The organism is Lentzea sp. CA-135723 (genome assembly GCF_050936595.1).
GTDB lineage: Bacteria > Actinomycetota > Actinomycetes > Mycobacteriales > Pseudonocardiaceae > Lentzea.
Genome location: NZ_JBNJMK010000001.1, coordinates 1995764 through 2012887, shown reverse-complemented (window position 1 = coordinate 2012887; position 17124 = coordinate 1995764). Strand labels below are relative to the sequence as shown.

The 17124-nt window shown below is 70.4% G+C and carries 17 protein-coding genes; 9 read left to right on the top strand and 8 right to left on the bottom strand.

Features of this window, described 5'->3' with window-relative positions:
• Window positions 1-108: 108 nt before the first annotated feature.
• A complete protein-coding gene (locus ACQEU1_RS08730; protein ID WP_433198117.1) occupies window positions 109-762 on the top strand; it encodes a winged helix-turn-helix transcriptional regulator in 654 nt (217 codons plus the stop codon).
• Here the strand turns inward: ACQEU1_RS08730 and ACQEU1_RS08725 are convergent.
• Window positions 740-889, bottom strand: a complete 150-nt coding sequence (locus ACQEU1_RS08725) for a hypothetical protein (protein WP_433198115.1) — start codon at window positions 887-889, stop codon at window positions 740-742. The two genes, ACQEU1_RS08730 and ACQEU1_RS08725, sit on opposite strands and share 23 nt — an antisense overlap.
• Window positions 890-1128: 239 nt before the next feature.
• Between ACQEU1_RS08725 and ACQEU1_RS08720 the strand changes: the two genes are divergently transcribed.
• Genes ACQEU1_RS08720 through ACQEU1_RS08695 form a run of 6 tightly spaced genes read left to right on the top strand, consistent with a single transcriptional unit; the run spans window position 1129 to window position 4904 of the window.
• Window positions 1129-2115, top strand: coding sequence for a HAMP domain-containing sensor histidine kinase (locus tag ACQEU1_RS08720; RefSeq protein WP_433198113.1), 987 nt, complete (start codon window positions 1129-1131; stop codon window positions 2113-2115).
• The gene (locus ACQEU1_RS08715) at window positions 2112-2759 is read left to right on the top strand and encodes a response regulator (protein WP_433198111.1); all 648 of its coding nucleotides are present in this window, start codon (window positions 2112-2114) and stop codon (window positions 2757-2759) included. The genes ACQEU1_RS08720 and ACQEU1_RS08715 overlap by 4 nt, the downstream gene beginning before the upstream one ends.
• 8 nt (window positions 2760-2767) lie before the next feature.
• Entirely contained in the window at window positions 2768-3241 is a 474-nt protein-coding gene (locus tag ACQEU1_RS08710) for a cation:proton antiporter regulatory subunit (RefSeq protein WP_433198109.1), read from the top strand.
• 5 nt (window positions 3242-3246) lie between these two features.
• Window positions 3247-4425, top strand: a complete 1179-nt coding sequence (locus ACQEU1_RS08705) for a cation:proton antiporter (protein WP_433198107.1) — start codon at window positions 3247-3249, stop codon at window positions 4423-4425.
• The gene (locus ACQEU1_RS08700; RefSeq protein ID WP_433198105.1) at window positions 4422-4730 is read left to right on the top strand and encodes a hypothetical protein; all 309 of its coding nucleotides are present in this window, start codon (window positions 4422-4424) and stop codon (window positions 4728-4730) included. Before ACQEU1_RS08705 ends, ACQEU1_RS08700 begins: the two co-directional genes overlap by 4 nt.
• A gap of 9 nt (window positions 4731-4739) precedes the next feature.
• Window positions 4740-4904 (top strand): hypothetical protein, encoded by a 165-nt coding sequence (locus tag ACQEU1_RS08695; protein WP_433198103.1) that lies wholly within the window; start codon window positions 4740-4742, stop codon window positions 4902-4904.
• Here the strand turns inward: ACQEU1_RS08695 and ACQEU1_RS08690 are convergent.
• From ACQEU1_RS08690 to ACQEU1_RS08680, 3 genes are read right to left on the bottom strand one after another with little or no spacing between them, the layout of a single operon-like run.
• Window positions 4886-6232, bottom strand: coding sequence for a carboxyl transferase domain-containing protein (locus ACQEU1_RS08690; protein WP_433198101.1), 1347 nt, complete (start codon window positions 6230-6232; stop codon window positions 4886-4888). The genes ACQEU1_RS08695 and ACQEU1_RS08690 overlap by 19 nt on opposite strands.
• Complete coding sequence (locus ACQEU1_RS08685) at window positions 6216-7622, bottom strand: acyl-CoA synthetase (protein WP_433198099.1); 1407 nt, start codon at window positions 7620-7622, stop codon at window positions 6216-6218. Before ACQEU1_RS08685 ends, ACQEU1_RS08690 begins: the two co-directional genes overlap by 17 nt.
• 4 nt (window positions 7623-7626) lie before the next feature.
• Window positions 7627-8982, bottom strand: a complete 1356-nt coding sequence (locus tag ACQEU1_RS08680; protein ID WP_433198097.1) for an SLC13 family permease — start codon at window positions 8980-8982, stop codon at window positions 7627-7629.
• A 141-nt stretch (window positions 8983-9123) separates the two neighbouring features.
• Between ACQEU1_RS08680 and ACQEU1_RS08675 the strand changes: the two genes are divergently transcribed.
• Window positions 9124-9825 carry a FadR/GntR family transcriptional regulator gene (locus tag ACQEU1_RS08675; protein ID WP_433198095.1) on the top strand — a complete coding sequence of 234 codons (702 nt, stop codon included), beginning with the start codon at window positions 9124-9126 and terminating at the stop codon, window positions 9823-9825.
• Here the strand turns inward: ACQEU1_RS08675 and ACQEU1_RS08670 are convergent.
• A complete protein-coding gene (locus ACQEU1_RS08670; RefSeq protein WP_433198093.1) occupies window positions 9803-12763 on the bottom strand; it encodes a TIM-barrel domain-containing protein in 2961 nt (986 codons plus the stop codon). The genes ACQEU1_RS08675 and ACQEU1_RS08670 overlap by 23 nt on opposite strands.
• 96 nt (window positions 12764-12859) lie before the next feature.
• Entirely contained in the window at window positions 12860-13465 is a 606-nt protein-coding gene (locus ACQEU1_RS08665; protein ID WP_433198091.1) for a dihydrofolate reductase family protein, read from the bottom strand.
• 75 nt (window positions 13466-13540) lie between these two features.
• On the opposite strand from ACQEU1_RS08665, the gene ACQEU1_RS08660 reads away from it, so the two are divergent.
• Complete coding sequence (locus ACQEU1_RS08660) at window positions 13541-14404, top strand: LysR family transcriptional regulator (RefSeq protein ID WP_433198089.1); 864 nt, start codon at window positions 13541-13543, stop codon at window positions 14402-14404.
• Here the strand turns inward: ACQEU1_RS08660 and ACQEU1_RS08655 are convergent.
• A complete protein-coding gene (locus tag ACQEU1_RS08655) occupies window positions 14394-14942 on the bottom strand; it encodes a DUF1062 domain-containing protein (RefSeq protein ID WP_433198087.1) in 549 nt (182 codons plus the stop codon). The genes ACQEU1_RS08660 and ACQEU1_RS08655 overlap by 11 nt on opposite strands.
• A gap of 127 nt (window positions 14943-15069) precedes the next feature.
• On the bottom strand, window positions 15070-16998 hold the full coding sequence (locus ACQEU1_RS08650; protein ID WP_433198085.1) for an FAD-dependent oxidoreductase: 1929 nt from the start codon (window positions 16996-16998) through the stop codon (window positions 15070-15072).
• Window positions 16999-17124 lie beyond the last annotated feature (126 nt).

The following is a 17124-nucleotide window of genomic DNA, read 5'->3' as shown; positions in this document are numbered from 1 at the left end:
CTGGGGAGCGGGCAGTGCGACGACGGTAAGCCCGTTCACTTCGTTTTTGCAAGTGTGCTCTGCGTCGCGCAGCTAGATACGTTAACGCAAGCTTGCTACTCTTCGACTGTGAAGCGACGCGACTTCGGTCAGTACTGCGGCCTCGCCCGCGCCCTGGAACTGGTGGGCGAGCGGTGGGCGATGCTGATCGTGCGCAACCTGCTCGTGCGCCCGCACCGCTACACCGAACTGCAGACGGGCCTGGCGGGCATCCCGACGAACGTGCTGGCCACGAGGCTGAAGGAGCTGGAACAGGCGGGCATCGTCGAACGCCAGGTGGCGCCCGCGCCGGCCAGGGGAGTCGTCTACGCGCTCACCGAGGTCGGCCGGTCCCTGGAACCCGCGCTGCTGTCGCTCGCCCGCTGGGGCGCGACGCAGCTCGGCGAACCGCAGCCGGGCGACCGCGTGACCCCGGAGGGCATGGCGCTGAACATGCGCGCGGCGTTCCGCGCGGAGCACGCGGCCGGGCTGACCGCGGCCTGGGAGATCCACGTGCGCGACGCCGTCGTCCACGTCGTGGTCACCGACGGCGTGCTGACGACCGGCCTCGGGCCGTCCCCGGTCAAGGCGGACCTGGTGATCACGCCTCAGCTCGACGAGGACGCGCTGCCGTCGTTCCGCGCGGTGGTGCACGCGATCCGCGAGGGGGCGGTCGAACTGGCCGGCCGCCGCAAGCTGCTCGACACGTTCCTGCGCGTCTTCACCGCTCCGCGCGCGGCCTGAGGGCCACCGAGCCCGCCAGGATCAGCCCGGCGGCGACGAGCAGGGCGTGCGGGAGGAGCAGGCCTGCCGCGACCAGCGCGAACGCGATCGCGTGGAACGGCCAGGTGCGGGACTTCGTGGTGTTCATCGGGCGCCTCCGAGGGGCTTGAGGGCGTCACGACCAGGGTGCATCCGATATGTCCGGTTTGGCGATCGGTCGTGGCACCCAACCCGGAGTGGGGGAGACGCTCACCCACCGCACCGTCGTGAGTGTCGCCACCCCCGTCCTCCGCGCGATCCGCCGACCGGCGCGCTTGCCGCTGCCCCGCGAACATGGGTGTTGCCACGGATGGACAGGTGGCATCCCCGCCCGTCAGCCTCGCAGGCGTGGCGGGAAGTGATCACGGAGAGGCGGCTCGTGTGTCGTTGTTCGGGCGGATCTTCCTGCTCAACGCCCTGGTTCTGGCGGTAGCGGCCGCTCTGCTGGTGTTCGGGCCGGCCACGGTGTCCACGCCCGCGTTGTCGCGCGAGGTGCTGGTGCTGGCGGCAGGGCTGGTGGTGATGCTGATCGCCAACGCCGCGCTGATCAGGGTCGGGCTCGCGCCGCTGGGCAGGCTCACGCGGGCGATGACCACGATCGACCTGCTCAAGCCAGGACCGCGGTTGCAGGCGACGGGGCACGGGGAGATCGCCGAGCTGATCACCACGTTCAACAGCATGATCGACCGGCTGGAGGCCGAGCGCGGGTACAGCTCGGCCATCGCGTTGTCCGCGCAGGAGTCGGAACGGCGGCGGGTGGCGCAGGAGCTGCACGACGAGGTGGGGCAGTCGCTCACGGCGGTGTTGCTGAGCCTGAAGCGGGTGGCCGACCAGTCGCCGCAGGAGACGCAGGAAGAGCTCCACCAGGTGCAGGAGATCACGCGCAGCACGCTGGACGAGATCCGGCGGATCGCGCGACGACTGCGCCCCGGCGTGCTGGAGGAACTGGGACTGGTCAGCGCGTTGAAGGCCCTCACCAACGAGATCTCCGAACCGACCGGGCTCACGATCAGGCGGTCGTTCGACAAGAACCTGCCCGCGCTCGACGCCGAGACCGAGCTCGTGGTCTACCGGGTCGCGCAGGAGGGGCTCACGAACACCGTGCGGCACACGGACGCGGACTCGGCGGAGCTGAGCCTGCGGGCCGGACCGTCCCGGGTGGAGCTGAGGTTGCGCGACAACGGCCAGGGGATAGGCACCAGCCAGGAAGGGGCCGGCATCAGGGGAATGCGCGAACGGGCGTTGCTGATCAGCGCCGACCTCTCGGTGGGACCCGCGCCGAACGGCGGCACCGAGGTCAGGCTCGTCGTCAAGGCGAAGGGGGAGAACGGATGACCGTGCGGATCCTGCTCGCGGACGACCACGCGCTCGTCCGGCGCGGCGTGCGGATGATCCTCGACAACGAACCCGACCTCGAGGTGATCGGGGAGGCGGGGGACGGGGCCGAGGCGATCACCAAGGCGCGCAAGGACCTGCCGGACCTAGCGATCCTCGACATCGCCATGCCGCGCCTCACCGGGCTGCAGGCCGCGCGCGAGCTGTCGAGGCTGCTGCCGGACCTGCGCATCCTCATCCTCACGATGTACGACAACGAGCAGTACTTCTTCGAGGCGCTCAAGGCGGGCGCGTCGGGGTACGTGCTCAAGTCGGTCGCGGACCGGGACCTGGTGGAGGCGTGCCGGAGCGCCATGCGCGGTGAGCCGTTCCTCTACCCCGGCGCGGTGAACTCGCTGATCCGCAACTACCTGGACCGCGCCAAGGAGGGCAACGGGTTTCCGGCCAAGGCGATCACCGATCGCGAGGAGGAGATCCTCAAGCTGGTCGCGGAGGGGCACTCCTCCAAGGAGATCGCGGACATGCTCGTGATCAGCGTCAAGACCGTCGAGCGGCACCGGGCCAACCTGCTGCAGAAACTCGGGCTCAAGGACCGCCTCGAACTCACCCGGTACGCGATCCGCGCCGGGCTCATCGAACCCTAGGACCACGAGTGAACGTCGAAGTGACGCCCCTGCCCGGCATAGGGGTCCGGCAGGACTTCTCCATCCGTTCCGGCCGCCGGATCGGCGTGATCTCCTACCGCGACGGCAAGTTCGAGCTGATCCTGTCCAAACAGGACGACCCGGACGCCACCGCCGCGTCGATCCCGCTCGCGCCGGAGGAGGCGGGCACGCTCGCCGGGCTGCTCGGGGCGCCGCAGCTCGTGTCGCAGCTCGACCGGCAGCACCGCGACATCGCCGGGATCACGACGAGGCAGCTGCCCGTCACGGCGTTCGCGCTGCGCACCCTCGGCGACACCGCGCTGCGCACGCGCACCGGCGCGTCGATCGTCGCGGTCGTGCGGGCGGGCACCGCGCACCCCTCGCCGGGCCCCGACTTCCAGTTCGAGAACGGCGATCTCGCGGTCGTCGTCGGCACCGCGGACGGTCTCGACACCGCCGCGGACATCCTGACGGGCGGCTGAGAACAGTGCACGACACAACGATCGCGCTGATCCAACTCGGTGCGGTCTTCTTCGGACTTGGCCTGCTCGGCCGCGTGGCCTGGAGATTCGGCATCTCGCCGATCCCGCTCTACCTCGTCGGCGGCCTGGCGTTCGGCTCCGGCGGGCTGATCCCGTTGCACGGCATCGAGGAGTTCACCCACCTCGCCAGCGAGATCGGCGTGGTGCTGCTGCTGTTGTTGCTGGGTCTGGAGTACTCGGCGTCCGAACTCACGACCGGCCTGAAGAAGTCGTGGATGGCCGGTCTGCTCGACATCGTGCTCAACGCGGCACCCGGCGCCATCGTCGCGTTGATGCTCGGCTGGGGACCCGTCGGCGCGCTGGCGATGGCGGGCGTCACGTACATCTCGTCGTCCGGCATCATCGCGAAGGTCCTCGGCGACCTCGGCAGGCTCGGCAACCGCGAGACGCCGGTGATCCTCTCGGTGCTGGTGTTCGAGGACCTGGCGATGGCCGTCTACCTGCCGGTGCTCACCGCCGTGCTGGCGGGCGTCAGCTTCTGGGGCGGGCTCACCAGCGTCGGCATCTCGTTGCTCGCGATCACCATCGTCCTGGTGGTGGCGCTGAAGTACGGCCGGGTCATCTCGGCCATCGTGGACAGTCCCGACCACGAGGTGTTCCTGCTCAAGCTCCTCGGTTCGGCGTTGCTGGTCGCCGGCATCGCGTCGGAGCTGCAGGTGTCCGCCGCGGTCGGCGCGTTCCTGCTCGGCATCGCGATCTCCGGTTCCACCGCCGAGAACGCCACCCGTCTGCTGGAACCGTTGCGCGACCTGTTCGCCGCGATGTTCTTCGTCGTGTTCGGCCTGAACACCGACCCGCGCACGATCCCGCCGGTGCTGTTCATGGCGGTCGTGCTCGCGGTCATCACCACGCTGACGAAGGTCGGCACGGGCTGGTGGGCCGCGCGCAGACAGGGCATCGGTCCGATGGGTCGCGCTCGCACCGGCGCCGCTCTGGTGGCGCGAGGGGAGTTCTCGATCGTCATCGCCGGCCTTGCGGTCGCGTCCGGGCACGTCAACGAACAACTGGCCGCGTTGGCGACCGCGTACGTGCTGCTGATGGCGATCATCGGCCCGATCGCGGCGCGCTACGTGGAACCCGTCGGCGAGTTCTTCCTCCGGCGCAGGCGGGCAGCGACTGGATGAGGTGGCCGGCACTTCTGCTGGCCCTGCTGCTGGCGTTCGTCGGAACGAGCGCCCGCGACACGGCGGCCGACCAACCGGGATCGGGGCTCAACGCCCCGGTCTCGGCCGTGCACGTGCACGCGACGGGCTCCCCGGACGCGTGCTGGGCACTGGCCGGCTCCGCGACGGGCCCGCGCCCGCCCGCCGCACGGACCACCGCCGAGGTGGCGTGCGCGGACGGCGAGGAAGGGACGTCCGCAGGTCACAGGTCGAGCCGGGCACCGCCGTTCGCGGCGGCTTCCCGACTCCACGTTCCCCTGACCTGAGGACTGTCCATGTCGTACGTCGTTTTGCTGCTGCTCGTCGCGTCCGTGATCGCCGGTGTCGGCTCGTTGGTCGCGATGGTGCAGAAGAAGGAGCCGTTCTACGGCGTCATCGGGCTCGTCACGATCTGCGTCCCGAGTTCGCTGCTGGCGTTCCTCTACATCGCTGTGGCCTGATCGACGGTCTGGTCGGGCTGGGAGATCCCCCGCGCCACGCCCAGCTCGACCAGGTCCTGCGGCCGCAGCCGCAACTGGTCCGCCGTCCGCCGGGCCTGCGCCGGATCCCGTTTCAGGATTGCGGTCGCGAGCTCGGGGGAGATCACCGCGAAGTAGCTGTCCGGCGTCACCCACATGCGGTCCGGCGCGGCGAACGCCAGCGCGCCACCGGATCCGCCCTCGCCGATCACCAGCGTCGTCACGGGCACGGACGCCGCCGCGATCGCGGTGAACAGCTCCGCGATCGCCGCCCCCACCCCGGCCTTCTCGGCCGCCGCCTCGTTGGCCGCACCCGGTGTGTCCACGAGCGTGAGGACGGGAACGCCCAGCCGGTCCGCCAGCCGCACGAGCCGCGCGGCCGTGCGGAATCCGGCCGGTCGCGTGGCCGTGCCGCACTGCGCGGCGTAGGCGAACGTCCTGCCGTCGCGGTGTCCGAACCCGCACAGGACACCGGGATCGACACCGCCGGCCCGGTCGCCGTTGATCGGCTCGTGCCAGTCGAAGTAGGCGGCGAGGTACTGCTTGGCGCGGGGTCGGCCCAGCGTTCGGGCGTTCAGCACCGCATCCCAGCCCGTCGCCGGCAACGCGGCCTGCCCCAGCGCTCGCGGCACCGGGGCCTCGTCGCCGGGGGTGGTGAGCAGGTGGAGCCAGCGGGCCAGCCTGGCGGGCAGTTCTTCCGACGTCAGCAGCTGGTCGACCAGTCCGGCCGCGAACTGCTGGGTCACCGAGTAGCCCGGTGGCCGCACCCGTGACCCCGCGAACCCGACCTGGGCGCCTCTCAGGCCCAGGACAACGTCGGCACCGGCGCCCAAGGTCGCCCAGCCGCCACCGGTCGTCGGGTCTCGCAGGACCGCGATGTGCGGCAGGCCGGCCGCGCGGGTCAGGGTGATCTGGCGGGCGATGCGGGGGAGCTGGAGGAGGGCGGGGGTGCCCTCCTGCATGCGGCTGCCGCCGGTCGCCACCAGGGACACGACCGGCAGGCGGTGCTCGCGGGCGTGCGTGAAGGCCTGCTCGATGCGGGCACCGGTGCGGGTGCCCAGGGAGCCGCCGAGGAAGCCGAACTCGAACGCGACGACCGCGGTGCGGACGCCGCCGATGTCGGCGACGCCGCAGACGACGGACTCGTGTTCCCCGGTGACGGCGGTGGCTCTGGCGAGCTGGTCGCCGTAGCCCGGCCAGTCGAGCGGTCCGTTCACGCCCAGGTCGCCTGACCGCTCCTCCGGCAGCTCGGCGAACGACGCCGCCACCCGTCCGATCAGCTCGCGTGCCGGCTCACGTCCGCAGGGCACGTTTCATCACCTTGCCCATGTCGTTGCGCGGCAACGACTCCACGAACCGCACCAGCCGCGGCCGCTTGTGCGGGGTGAGCAGCCTGGCCACGTGGTCGGCGAGGTCGTCGGGTGACGGCTCGGCGCCTGCGGGCACCACCCAGGCGACGATCCGCTCGCCCAGGTCGTCGTCGGGCTCGCCGGTCACCGCCACCTCCTTGACGGCAGGGTGTTCCAGCAGGGCGTTCTCGATCTCGCCCGCGCCGATCTTGTAGCCGCCGCTCTTGATGATGTCCGTGGCCTTGCGGCCGACGATCCGGTAATAGCCGTCGTCGTCGCGCGTGCCCACGTCGCCGGTGCGGAACCAGCCGTCCGCGAACGCCTCCGCGGTCGCGTCGGGGCGGTTCAGGTACTCGGTGAACAGGTTCGGGCCGCGCACCTGGATCTCCCCGATCGCACCGGTCTCGTCCAGCGTCGTGCCCGCGTCGTCGACCAGCCGCACCTCGACGCCTGGCAGGGGCTCGCCCACCGTTCCAGGCCTGCGGTCGCCGTCGAAGCGGACGCTGGTGTTCATCAGCGTCTCGGTCATGCCGTACCGCTCCACCACGCGCTGGCCGGTCGCGGCCGCGATCCGTTCGTGGTCGCGGACGGGCAACGCCGCCGAGCCCGACACCAGCAGCCGTGCCCGACCGAGTGCCTGCCCCAGTTCCGGGTCGGCCCCGACCTCCTCGGCGATGCGGTGGTACATCGTCGGCACGCCGAACATCATCGTGCCGTCTCCGTTCAACGCCTCCACGACGGCGCCGGTGGAGAACCTGCCCAGGTGGTGCAGAGTGCCGCCCTGGCGCAACGGCCCGAGCACGCCGAGGATCAGCCCGTGCACGTGGAACAACGGCAACGCGTGCACCAGCACGTCCGCCGAAGTCCACTGCCACGCCTGCGCGACAGCGTCCAAAGTGGACACGATGGCCCGGCGTGGCAGCACGACCCCCTTGGGCGCGCCGGTCGTGCCCGAGGTGTAGACGATCAACGCCGGCGCCTCGGGGCCGGGATCCGCGAACGGCTCGGCATCAGCACCGTCGAGCGCGACCTCTCCGCGCGGCACCGAATCCAGGCCGGCGGGCAGCGGCACGCCCGGCGCGGCCAGCACCAGGGCGGGCGCGCTGTCGGCGACGATGTGCGCGAGTTCGCGTTCGCCCACCTTCGGGTTGAGCGGCACGGCGGGCACCCCGGCGAGCAACGCGGCCACGACGGCCACGCACGTCTCGATCGTCGGGGTCGCCCACACGGCCACCCGCGGCAGCCCGTCCAGCGAGCGGGCCAGCGCTCCGGCGCACAAGCGGAGTTCGGCGTGGGTCAGGGTTCGGTCGCCGAAGCGGAGGGCGACGCGGTCGGACTGCAAGGCGAACATCGACTCACCAGATTCCCGGGACGACGAGGGCGAGCCAGACCAGCGGCGGCGCTGCCGCGACCATGATCCCGCCGTAGACCATCAACTGCTTGAAGAACTTGTCGCGATCCACGTCCTGTGCGCCCGCCAGCACGAGCGCGCCGTTGGTGGAGAACGGACTCACGTCGACCACCGTCGCCGACACCGCCAGAGCGGCGATCAGGCCGACCACGCTCACCTCGCCCTGCAACAGGAACGGCACGGCCAGCGGGATCAGCGCGCCCATGATGCCGACCGACGAGGCGAACGCCGACACGATCGCGCCGATGTAGCAGATCAGCAGCGCCGCGAGGAGCGGAGCGCCGACACCGGCCACCGAGTCACCGGCCCACTTGATCGTGCCCATCGTCTGCAGGACCGCGACGTAGGTGAGGATGCCGCAGATCAGCAGGACGGTCGGCCAGGTGATCTGGGTGATGGCCTGCTTGGAGGTCTCCGGCCACACGACGCTGAGCAGCACGGCGACGGTGATGGCGGCGAGGCCGACGTCGAGGTCGAAGACGAGGGCGGCGACGACCAGGGCGGCGAGGCCGAGCAGGGTGGCCAGGCGAGGAGCGGTGAGGGGAACGCGCTCGTCAGCCTCGGCGGAAGTGGCGGAGGAGGGGTCGCTGCCGCCAGCCGCATCGCCGCCTGCGCCGCCACCGGCACCGCCACCCGTGCTGCCTTCTCCTGCTCCGTCACCAGCCCCCACCAGCGCGGGCGTGCCGAGCGGCTGCCTCGCGAGCTTCATCCCGCCCAGCACCACGAACACCACGGCCGCGATCAGCAGGTTCACCACGAGGCTGGCCAGGAACAGCACGATCTCGTTGCCCGGCAGGCCTTCCTTGGCCACGATGCCGTTGACGATCGTCCCGTAGATGCTGATCGGCGAGAACCCGCCCGCCTGCGCGCCGTGCACCACCATCACACCCATCAGCAGCGGGTTGATCCGGTACTTGGCCGCGAACCCCATCGCGATCGGCGCCACGATGGCGACGGCCGCCGGGCTCACCGCGCCGATCGCCGTCAGCACGCCGGTGATCGCGAACATCACCCACGGCATCAGCGCGATCCGCCCGCCCACGGCCCGGATCGCCATGTGCACCAGCCAGTCCGTGGTGCCGTTGGCGCGGGCGATGGCGAACAGGAACGTGACCCCGACCAGCACGACGAAGAGCGAGCCGGGGAAGCCTTTGAAGATGTCGTCGGTCTTCATGTCCGCGACCAGCGTGCCGACCCCGAAGGCGGCGGCGAAGGCGAGCGCACCCATGTTGATCGACCTGGTCGTGGCGATGACGAACACCACGACCAGCACGAGTATCGAGATCAGTTCGGCGGACATGCAGGGCTCCCGTCGTTGGGGCTGTCCGGTGGCGGCCAGAGCAACAGTGGCCGAGTGGCTCAGCCACTTTCCGCCCACTGTCGAGCAGCTGTCAAGAGGTGGCCTAGTGGCTGAGCCACTTGACCGGTTATTCTGGCGGTTATGTCCGAGGCGCTGAGGCCGATGGTGAAGTCCCGCCTGTACGAGCAGGTGCTCGAACGGCTGCGCGCGCACGTCACCGAGGCCGGGCTCCAGGCGGGGGACAGGCTGCCGGCCGAACGCGACCTGGCCGCGAGTCTCGGCGTCAGCCGCGCGTCGGTCAAGCAGGCGATCGTGGTCCTGGAGGTCCAGGGCCTGGTCGAGGCACGCCACGGCGGCGGCACCTACCTGGTGCGCGACACCCTCGACGTCGAACCGGTCGAGCAGCTCGTCGAACGCCGCAAGCGCCTCCCGGAGGTGCTGGAGGCCCGCGAGGCGCTGGAGACCAAGCTCGCCGAGCTCGCCGCCGAACGCCGCACCGAGGACGAGCTGGAAACGATCAGGGCATCGCTCGACTTCATGCGCGACGAGATCGCCAACGGCGACAACGGCGTGGAAGGGGATCGCCGCTTCCACGCCGCCGTCACCGCCGCGGCGCACAGCTCCCTGCTGGCCGACTTCATGAAGACCATCGCCCAGCAGATCACCGAGAGCCGCACCGAGTCGCTGCGCCAGCCGGGGCGTCCCTCCCGGTCACTGGCGCAGCACACGGCGATCTACGAGGCCATCGCGGCGGGCGACGCGAAGAAGGCCGCCGCCGCGATGCGCAAGCACGTCCGGACCGTCGCCAAGGTCCGCCTGCTCACCTGGGTGCCCGAAGACTGATCACCGCGCCCGACCCCTGCACCGTGCGGGTCGAACCGCCGTCGTGCACCACGACCTTCCAGTCCCGTTTGGACGCCGGCAGCACGAGCAGGTGGTCGCGCGCCTGCACGATCCGCGTGCGCTTCCCGTTCTCCTCGTACAACGTGAACTCACCGGTCGCGCCCGCCGTCACATGCACGGTCAACGGCCCGCCCGCGACGTCGTGCGCCACGTCCGCCGAACGCTCGACCAGCACCCCGCCCGAACGCAGGAACACCGGCATGGTGTCGAGCCCCGCGCTGACCGTCGCCCAGGTGTTGCCCTGGTACACCTGGCCGGTGAAGTAGTCGGTCCACTGGCCGGGCGGGAACCACACGCGCGTCGAACCGACGTCACCGGGCGTCGTGATCGGCGCGACCAGCAGGTCGGACCCAAGCAGGAACTGGCTGTCCACAGTGGAGTAGGCCTCCGGTGAGCCCGGATACTCGATGTAAGCCGGACGCACCATGGGCACACCGGTCCGCTGAGCCTGCTCCGCCACCGAGTAGAGGTACGGCACCAGCCGTTCGCGCAGGTTCAGGAACTTCGTCGCGGACGCCTGCGCGGCCGGTCCGTACTGCCACGGCAGACGATCGCTGTGGTTGCTGTGCAGGCGGGTGATCGGCTGGAACGCGCCGAGCTGCACCCACCGCGCGTACAGGTCGTCCGGCAGCTTGGTGGTCCAGCGGAGCTGCCCGTTGTCGAGGTACTGCTCCGACCCGCGCAGCCCGGTCGTGTCGTTGTGCCCGCCGATGTCGTGGCTGATGTTCGACATGCCCGTCGCCACGCCCTCGGCCGAGGTGTAGCCGATGGTCGCCTTCAGCGTGCCCCACGTCGACGAGGTGTCGCCGGTGAAGTGCAACGTCGTGCGCTTCTCCGCCCACGGCCCGGTCGGCAACGGCCCGGAACCGCTGTAGCCGCCCGCCTGCAACGACCCGAACCCGCGCGAGAACGCGAACGAGCCCATCTTCGCGTACTGCTCGTTGATCCACGAGTCCGCTGTGACGCCCCGCATCGACGAACCCGAACCGTCGCAACACCAGTCGAGCCACCAGAAGTCCGTCGGCATCTTCCGGTGCAGCTCGACGTACGCCCGCAGCTGGTCCGGGTCGGCCCAGTCGAACACGTAGCAGTTGGTGCAGGAACCGCGCGCCAGCTTGCCCTTCGCGGTGGCCTGGGCCTGCGCGAAGTCGGGGTCGTCGCCCTGGATGCTCGGGTGGATGTTCAGCGTGCTGTGCAGGCCCTCGCCGTGCGCCCAGTCCAGGAACCCCTGCGGGTCGGGGAACTTCGCCTGGTCCATCCGCCAGCCGTTCCACAGGTTGTGCGCCTTGAAGTCCGTGTCGACCACCAGCACGTCCAGCGGCACGCCGTGCTGCCGGAACGCGGGCAGGACGCGGTCGCGGAAGTCGGCGGCCGTGCGGTCGATGTACTCGGAGTACCAGACGCCGTAGGCCCACTGCGGCAACACCTTCGGCCCGCCGGTCAACGTCGCCAGGTCACCGAGCGCCGCCTTGTAGTTCGTGCCGTAGCCGAACACGTACCCGTCCTGGTACGGCTGGGCCCCCCGGTCGCCGCGCGGGGTTCCGTTGCGCAGCGCGGAAGGAGTGTCGTCCAGCAGGTACCAGCCGTCGCGGTACAGCAGGCCGGGCGTGAGCTGCGGATCGCCGTTGTTGCCGGTGTAGCCGTCGAGCGAACGCCGGTAGCCGCCGAGTGCCAGGTGCTGCACCGAGTTGCCGATGCCGAGAGTGTCGAGGTTGACGTGGCAGCCGGCGTCCGGGCACGTGATGGTCAGGTCGGAGGTCCCGGCGGGCAACGAGATCGAAGCCGTGGCCGTGGCCCAGGTCTTCCAGTCGGCCGTGATGGGCAGCGTGACCGCCTGGCCGTTGACCAGCACGGTCCGCGTCTCGTGCTTGCCGTCGCCACCGACACCGTTGGCGTACCTCAACGTCACCGGGTGCGTGCCGGCCGGAACGCTCGACACCCGCTGGGTCAGCCGCGTGCCGCCGACCAGTTCGGCGACGAACCCGGTGCCCGCGAACCCGGCGTGCTCGTCCGCGATCTTCGCCGCCCCGCTCACCACGCCGTTCTCGGCCTCGCAGGTCGTGCCGAACCGGCAGTCGTCGATCGCCCGGACGGCGGGATAGCCCTGATCCCCGCTCAGCAACGCGAGACTGTCGACGTTGACGTTGCCCGAGTCGGCGGCACCGCGCGTCAACGCGACGCGGTGCTCACCCGCCGAGAGGTCGACGTCGGCCGACACCTGCTGCCAGGAGTTCCAGTCCGCCGTGGCAGGAAGGGTGAGCTGCCGGGGCGCCTGGCCGTCGACGGAGAGGCTCAGCGTGCGGTTCTCGTGCTTGCCGTCGCCACCCTGCCCGTTCGCGTACTTCACGACCACGCGGTGCCGGCCGGCGGCGGAAGCGCGCACGGTCGCCGTGATCCCGTTGTTGCGGTAGGTGAACCCGGCCACGAACCCGGACCCGGAGTGCCCGGGGTGGTCCGCCGCGACCAGCACGCCCTCGCGGGCCGTGTCCTCGGCCTCGCACAGCTGCCCGGTCGCACAGACCACCCGCCGCCACGGGGACGCGGTCGTGCCACCGGATTTCAGCTCGAGGTTGTCCGCGCGGAACGGCCCGGAACCCACGCGGTACCGCAGGGTCAGCGCCGAGGTGGTGATCGTCAGCCACCCGTCGGAGACCCGCGAGGTGTACGCGGTCCGGGGGAACGTGCGGTTTACAACGTTGTAAGTGCTCTGGTCCTCAAAGCGGCGTTCCCCGGCGAATTCGGACCGGATGAGAGTGGGGGAGAGGACCTGGAACCTCGCCTGCCCGGAGATCACCGTGCCGTTCGGCTGGGCGGTGACCGGGGCCGGGAGACCCAGGGTGAGTAGGGCAAGCAGGGGGACTAGCGCGCGTTTCCGCATCCGTGCTCCTCGTCTGACACCGTTGGCTGCCGAGGTGTTCAGGGACGTGAACACCTCTCACCTTGGCCTGACGATGTGGAGCGATCAAGAGGCCAGTCAGCGCAGGACCCTGTACGTCACATGCGTGAACGCCTCGCCGGACCGCGACGACGTCTGCTCCAGCCGCAGCCCGGGAACACCGTCGAACAACCTCGTCCCGGCGCCGAGCGTGACCGGCACGATCCGCAGCCGCAGCTCGTCGATCAACCCCAGGGTCAGGTACTGGTTGATGGTCGACGCGCCGCCGTGGATCGAGATGTTCCCGTCGCCGGCCGCCTCCCTGGCCAGGTCGAACGCCTTCGCGGGCCCGTCGGTCACGAAGTGGAACGTCGTGCCGCCCTCCATCGGCTGCGGCTCCCGCGCGTGATGGGTGAGCACGAAGACCGGCGCGTGGTACGGCGGGTTCGGCCCCCACCACCCGTTCCACTCGCGGTCCCAGGAACCGCGGACCGGGCCGAACATGTTGCGCCCCATGATGAACGCCTTCGTCTCGGCGAGGCGGTCCATCTGCCACCTCATCTCCTCGGGGGCCTCCATCCAGGCGTGCAGCACGCTGCCCCAGCCGTCGCCGCCGTCGTCGCCGAACGGACGGTCCTCGGCCTGGCCGAGCCCGGCCGAGCAGCCGTCGAGGGAGATCGAGAGATCGCACGTCACCTTCGTCATGCACCCCAGCCTGGCCTGGCGAATTCATGACGTCCAATGCCAAAACCGAGGCGCAGACATTGATAGCCTCGATGAATGCTCAGCCTCGTGCACCTCAAGGTGCTGGCGGCGGTGGCCCGGTACGGCTCGGTGACCGAGGCCGCGCACCGGCTGCACTACTCCCAGCCGTCGGTGAGCCACCACCTGGCGAGACTCGAAGCGGCCACGGGCGTGCAGCTCCTGCAACGGGTCGGCCGCGGCGTCCGCCTCACGCCGGAAGGGCAGCTGCTCGCGAACCGCGCGGCCGAGATCGTCGGCAGGGTCGACGCCGCCACCGCGGAGCTCGCCGCCCACGCCGGACTCCAGGCGGGCCGGGTCAGGGTCGCGGCCAACGCCTCCACGGCCGCGACGATCGTCCCGCGCGCGGCGGCCGAGCTGGCCGAGCGGCATCCAGGCCTCGAACTCAGCCTCTACGAACGACATCCCGTCGAAGCGCTGGAGATGCTGCGCCTCGGCGAGATCGAGATCGCCGTCGTCTTCCGGCACCCCGGAGAGCCGAGGCAGGACGGCTTCCGGTTCGTCCACCTCGGCGACGACCCGATCTACCTGATCAGCAAGCAGCAGGACGACAGCCTCGCGCACCACCGCGACTCGCCGTGGATCGGCGGCTGCGACGCGTGCCAGGCCGAGCTGGAGGCGGTGTGCCGCAGCGAGGACTTCGCGCCGCGGATCGCGTCCCACAGCGACGACATGGTCGTGGTGCAGGCACTGGTCGCCGCCGGAGCGGGCGTCGCGATCCTCGCCGGACTGGGTCTGCAAGCGCACCGCCGTCCCGACGTCGAGGCCAGCGAGCTCGCCGGCTTCCACCGCGAGATCCACGCCGTGACGTACGGCGACCCGCCCGATCCTCCGGGCGTGGCCGCCGCACTCACGGCATTGAGCGACTCGTTCAGCGCTTGAGGGTGAAGGTGAAGTCGCCGGTGACCTTGCCGGTCAACCGGACCGCCGACACCGCCTTCCCCTCGGCGACGAGCCGTTCGACCTCACCGCGCGACAGGCCGCACCCGTCCGCGATCAGCCGCACCGGCCGGACCGGGATGCGCGCCTCGAACCGCACGGCCACGTCGATCACCTCCCGGTCGAGGTGGTCCGAACCGCCGGTGTCGAGCCGCCACGCGCCGTCCCAGTCGAGCGAGACGTGGTTGCGCCGGAGCAGGACCGGGTCCTGCAGCAGCTCGGGGACGAGCGTGAGGTCGTTGACGTGCAACCGTTCCAGCAACGCCGGACGGACCGTGCGGACGTGCGCCCGTTCGAAGATCGTGAGCTTGGCCGTGTCCCCGCAGTCCTCGCAGAGCACGAGGAGCCAGGCGTCGAGGACCTTGTGGTTGGCGTTGACCCGGAACTTGCCGCTCGGCCGGAACCGGTCGGACGAGCAGACGTGGCAACGCCGGCGGACGGCAGGAAGACAGGTGGGCACGACGGCCCAGGTGAAGAGCACAGGAGTACACCGTTCGGTGAGAAATCCGCAGCAAGGGGAGCACGTCGCTCAGTGAGCGGCGCGCAACGAAGACCAGCGCTTGGGAAGACTCAGCAGGTGTACAACGGCACGTCCCAGCCTCGACGACTCAGTCGGGCAGGAACGTAACGGCCCTGGGCGGCACCGCTCCACTCAATTTCGGCAGCGTCGTGGCGCCCAGCGCGCTCTCCAACTGCTCCCACCGCGTCACGAGGTCGGAGAGCATCAGCATCATCACGTCCGGGAACGCGTACAGGAAGTTCTGGTAGCGGTAGTGGTCGAGGTAGAACACCACCACGTCGTTGGTCAGCGCCGTCACGGACGTGGTGCGGGCGTTGAAGAACATGTCGTAGTGGCCCAGCAGCGCGCCACGGCCGAGCACCGCGCGTTCGTAGATCCCGCCGAAGTCGATCTCGATCCGCCCGGACGCCACCAGGAACACGCCGTGCGCCTCGTCGTCCTCGTGGAACAGGACATCGCCCGCCGCGTAAGGGATCTCGTCGAACATCGACGCGAGCGTCTCCAGTTCGGCGCCGGCCAGCGCCGCGAACAACCGCACGCCGTGGGGATCGACGCTCTCCCGCAGGCACGCCAGCCGTTCGGTCAGCTCGGGCTCGGTGATGTGGTTCATCCGCATCCGCGCGAACCGGAGCATCCGGTCGGTGTTGCGGGACTGGGCGCGCGACCTGCCCGCGCTCGGCGGCGTGTAGAGCTCGGAGTTGCCGCTGATCCGCGCGGCCTCGCGCAACCCCGTCTCGTACGCGCTGTGCACGCAGCCCCAGTGGTACGGATTCGTGCCCTCACCGGCGAAGTGCACCGATCCCACCGGTTCCGCGAGCGTCGCGATGTCCTTCGACGACGAGCCGACACCGATGCACGTGTAGGAGCCGAGCGAGTGCGGATCTGACGACCACGCGGTGCGCGAGACGCTGACCGGCGCCGGCGCGTCCTCCCCGAACAGGTCCGCGACGACCGAGGTGGCGTACGCGCGAACGTCCTCAGTGGACCAGGTCTCCGCCTCCCGGCCGAGCGAGGCGCCGAGCAGCATCACCAGGACCGGCTTGCCATGGGACTTCCACATGCTGATCACGACGGTGGGGTAGCGGTCGGTGTCGCGGCACAGGTAGCCGAAGACGTACTGCTCGCGCGGCCAGAACGCCTCGTCGTAGTGCAGCGCGATCTTGTTGAGCGTGCCGAACCCGAGCCGCGAGATCGCCGACCGCTTGGCTTCCGGCAGCGGTGGCACGAACTCGACCGCTCCTGCCTTCAACACGCCCAGCGGCAACGTGACCAGCACCTTGTCCGCGGCGAACACGCCCTGGTCCGTCGTCACCCGACCCGGCCCGATCCGCGTGACCGCGTGTCCCAGCCGGACGTCCAGCCCGTCCGCCAGAGCGTCCACAACGGACTGGTAGCCGTCGTGCAACGTGCTGTCGCCGTAGCCGTAGACGAGGTAGCCGTCCTCCCAGTGCTTCAGGGAGAGCTTGTCCGGATCCTCCGCCGCGTCCTCGCGCAGGATCACGTTCAGGTGGTACCGCACGGCCTGTTCGTCCTCGGGCGACAACCGGCGTTCGGCCAGCACGGCCGCCATCGCCTCGCCCAGCGAGATGTCCGGGTGGCCTGCCTTGCGGGCCACGGCGGCCCGGTGTTCCAGTTCGTGCACCACCTCGTCGGCCAGTTCCAGCGTCCGGCTCTTGTACCGGTGGGAGACGGCGCCGCGGTCCGCTCCGAACAGGTCGAGGCTGTCGAACCCGCCGGTGTAGGCGCTGTCCCCGCCCACGTAGCTGTACGGGATGCCGAGGTCCTCGACCAGGTCCGTGATCGGGTTGCCGTCCGTGCCGTGGATCCAGTGCGCGCCCAGGTCGACCCCGTGCTCGTCGGTCCAGATCCGGCCACCGACCCGGTCGCGCGCCTCCAGCACGACCACCGGATGTCCGAGGTCCCGCAACGCCCGCGCCGCCGTCAGGCCGGCCATTCCCGCACCCACCACCAGGACGCTCGGTCTCGCGTCCTCACCACCACCAGATACCGAGGGCATCGCTCGATTGTCGGGCAACCATCCGTGCCCGAACATTCCCGGATCGTGTGCTCGCGCTGGGCCGTCCGGGTTGTCCGCGAGCGTCCCGAAATTCGACGTCAGGGCCGTCACCAGCACTGCGCTCCC

What these genes read in the sequence shown, in the direction of transcription:
- ACQEU1_RS08670 (WP_433198093.1), bottom strand. Translation starts at nt 12,763, where the DNA reads ATGCGGAAACGCGCGCTAGTCCCCCTGCTTGCCCTACTCACCCTGGGT.
- ACQEU1_RS08695 (WP_433198103.1), top strand. Translation starts at nt 4,740, where the DNA reads ATGTCGTACGTCGTTTTGCTGCTGCTCGTCGCGTCCGTGATCGCCGGT.
- ACQEU1_RS08715 (WP_433198111.1), top strand. Translation starts at nt 2,112, where the DNA reads ATGACCGTGCGGATCCTGCTCGCGGACGACCACGCGCTCGTCCGGCGC.
- ACQEU1_RS08660 (WP_433198089.1), top strand. Translation starts at nt 13,541, where the DNA reads ATGCTCAGCCTCGTGCACCTCAAGGTGCTGGCGGCGGTGGCCCGGTAC.
- ACQEU1_RS08680 (WP_433198097.1), bottom strand. Translation starts at nt 8,982, where the DNA reads ATGTCCGCCGAACTGATCTCGATACTCGTGCTGGTCGTGGTGTTCGTC.
- ACQEU1_RS08725 (WP_433198115.1), bottom strand. Translation starts at nt 889, where the DNA reads ATGAACACCACGAAGTCCCGCACCTGGCCGTTCCACGCGATCGCGTTC.
- ACQEU1_RS08650 (WP_433198085.1), bottom strand. Translation starts at nt 16,998, where the DNA reads ATGCCCTCGGTATCTGGTGGTGGTGAGGACGCGAGACCGAGCGTCCTG.
- ACQEU1_RS08685 (WP_433198099.1), bottom strand. Translation starts at nt 7,622, where the DNA reads ATGTTCGCCTTGCAGTCCGACCGCGTCGCCCTCCGCTTCGGCGACCGA.
- ACQEU1_RS08700 (WP_433198105.1), top strand. Translation starts at nt 4,422, where the DNA reads ATGAGGTGGCCGGCACTTCTGCTGGCCCTGCTGCTGGCGTTCGTCGGA.
- ACQEU1_RS08665 (WP_433198091.1), bottom strand. Translation starts at nt 13,465, where the DNA reads ATGACGAAGGTGACGTGCGATCTCTCGATCTCCCTCGACGGCTGCTCG.
- ACQEU1_RS08675 (WP_433198095.1), top strand. Translation starts at nt 9,124, where the DNA reads ATGTCCGAGGCGCTGAGGCCGATGGTGAAGTCCCGCCTGTACGAGCAG.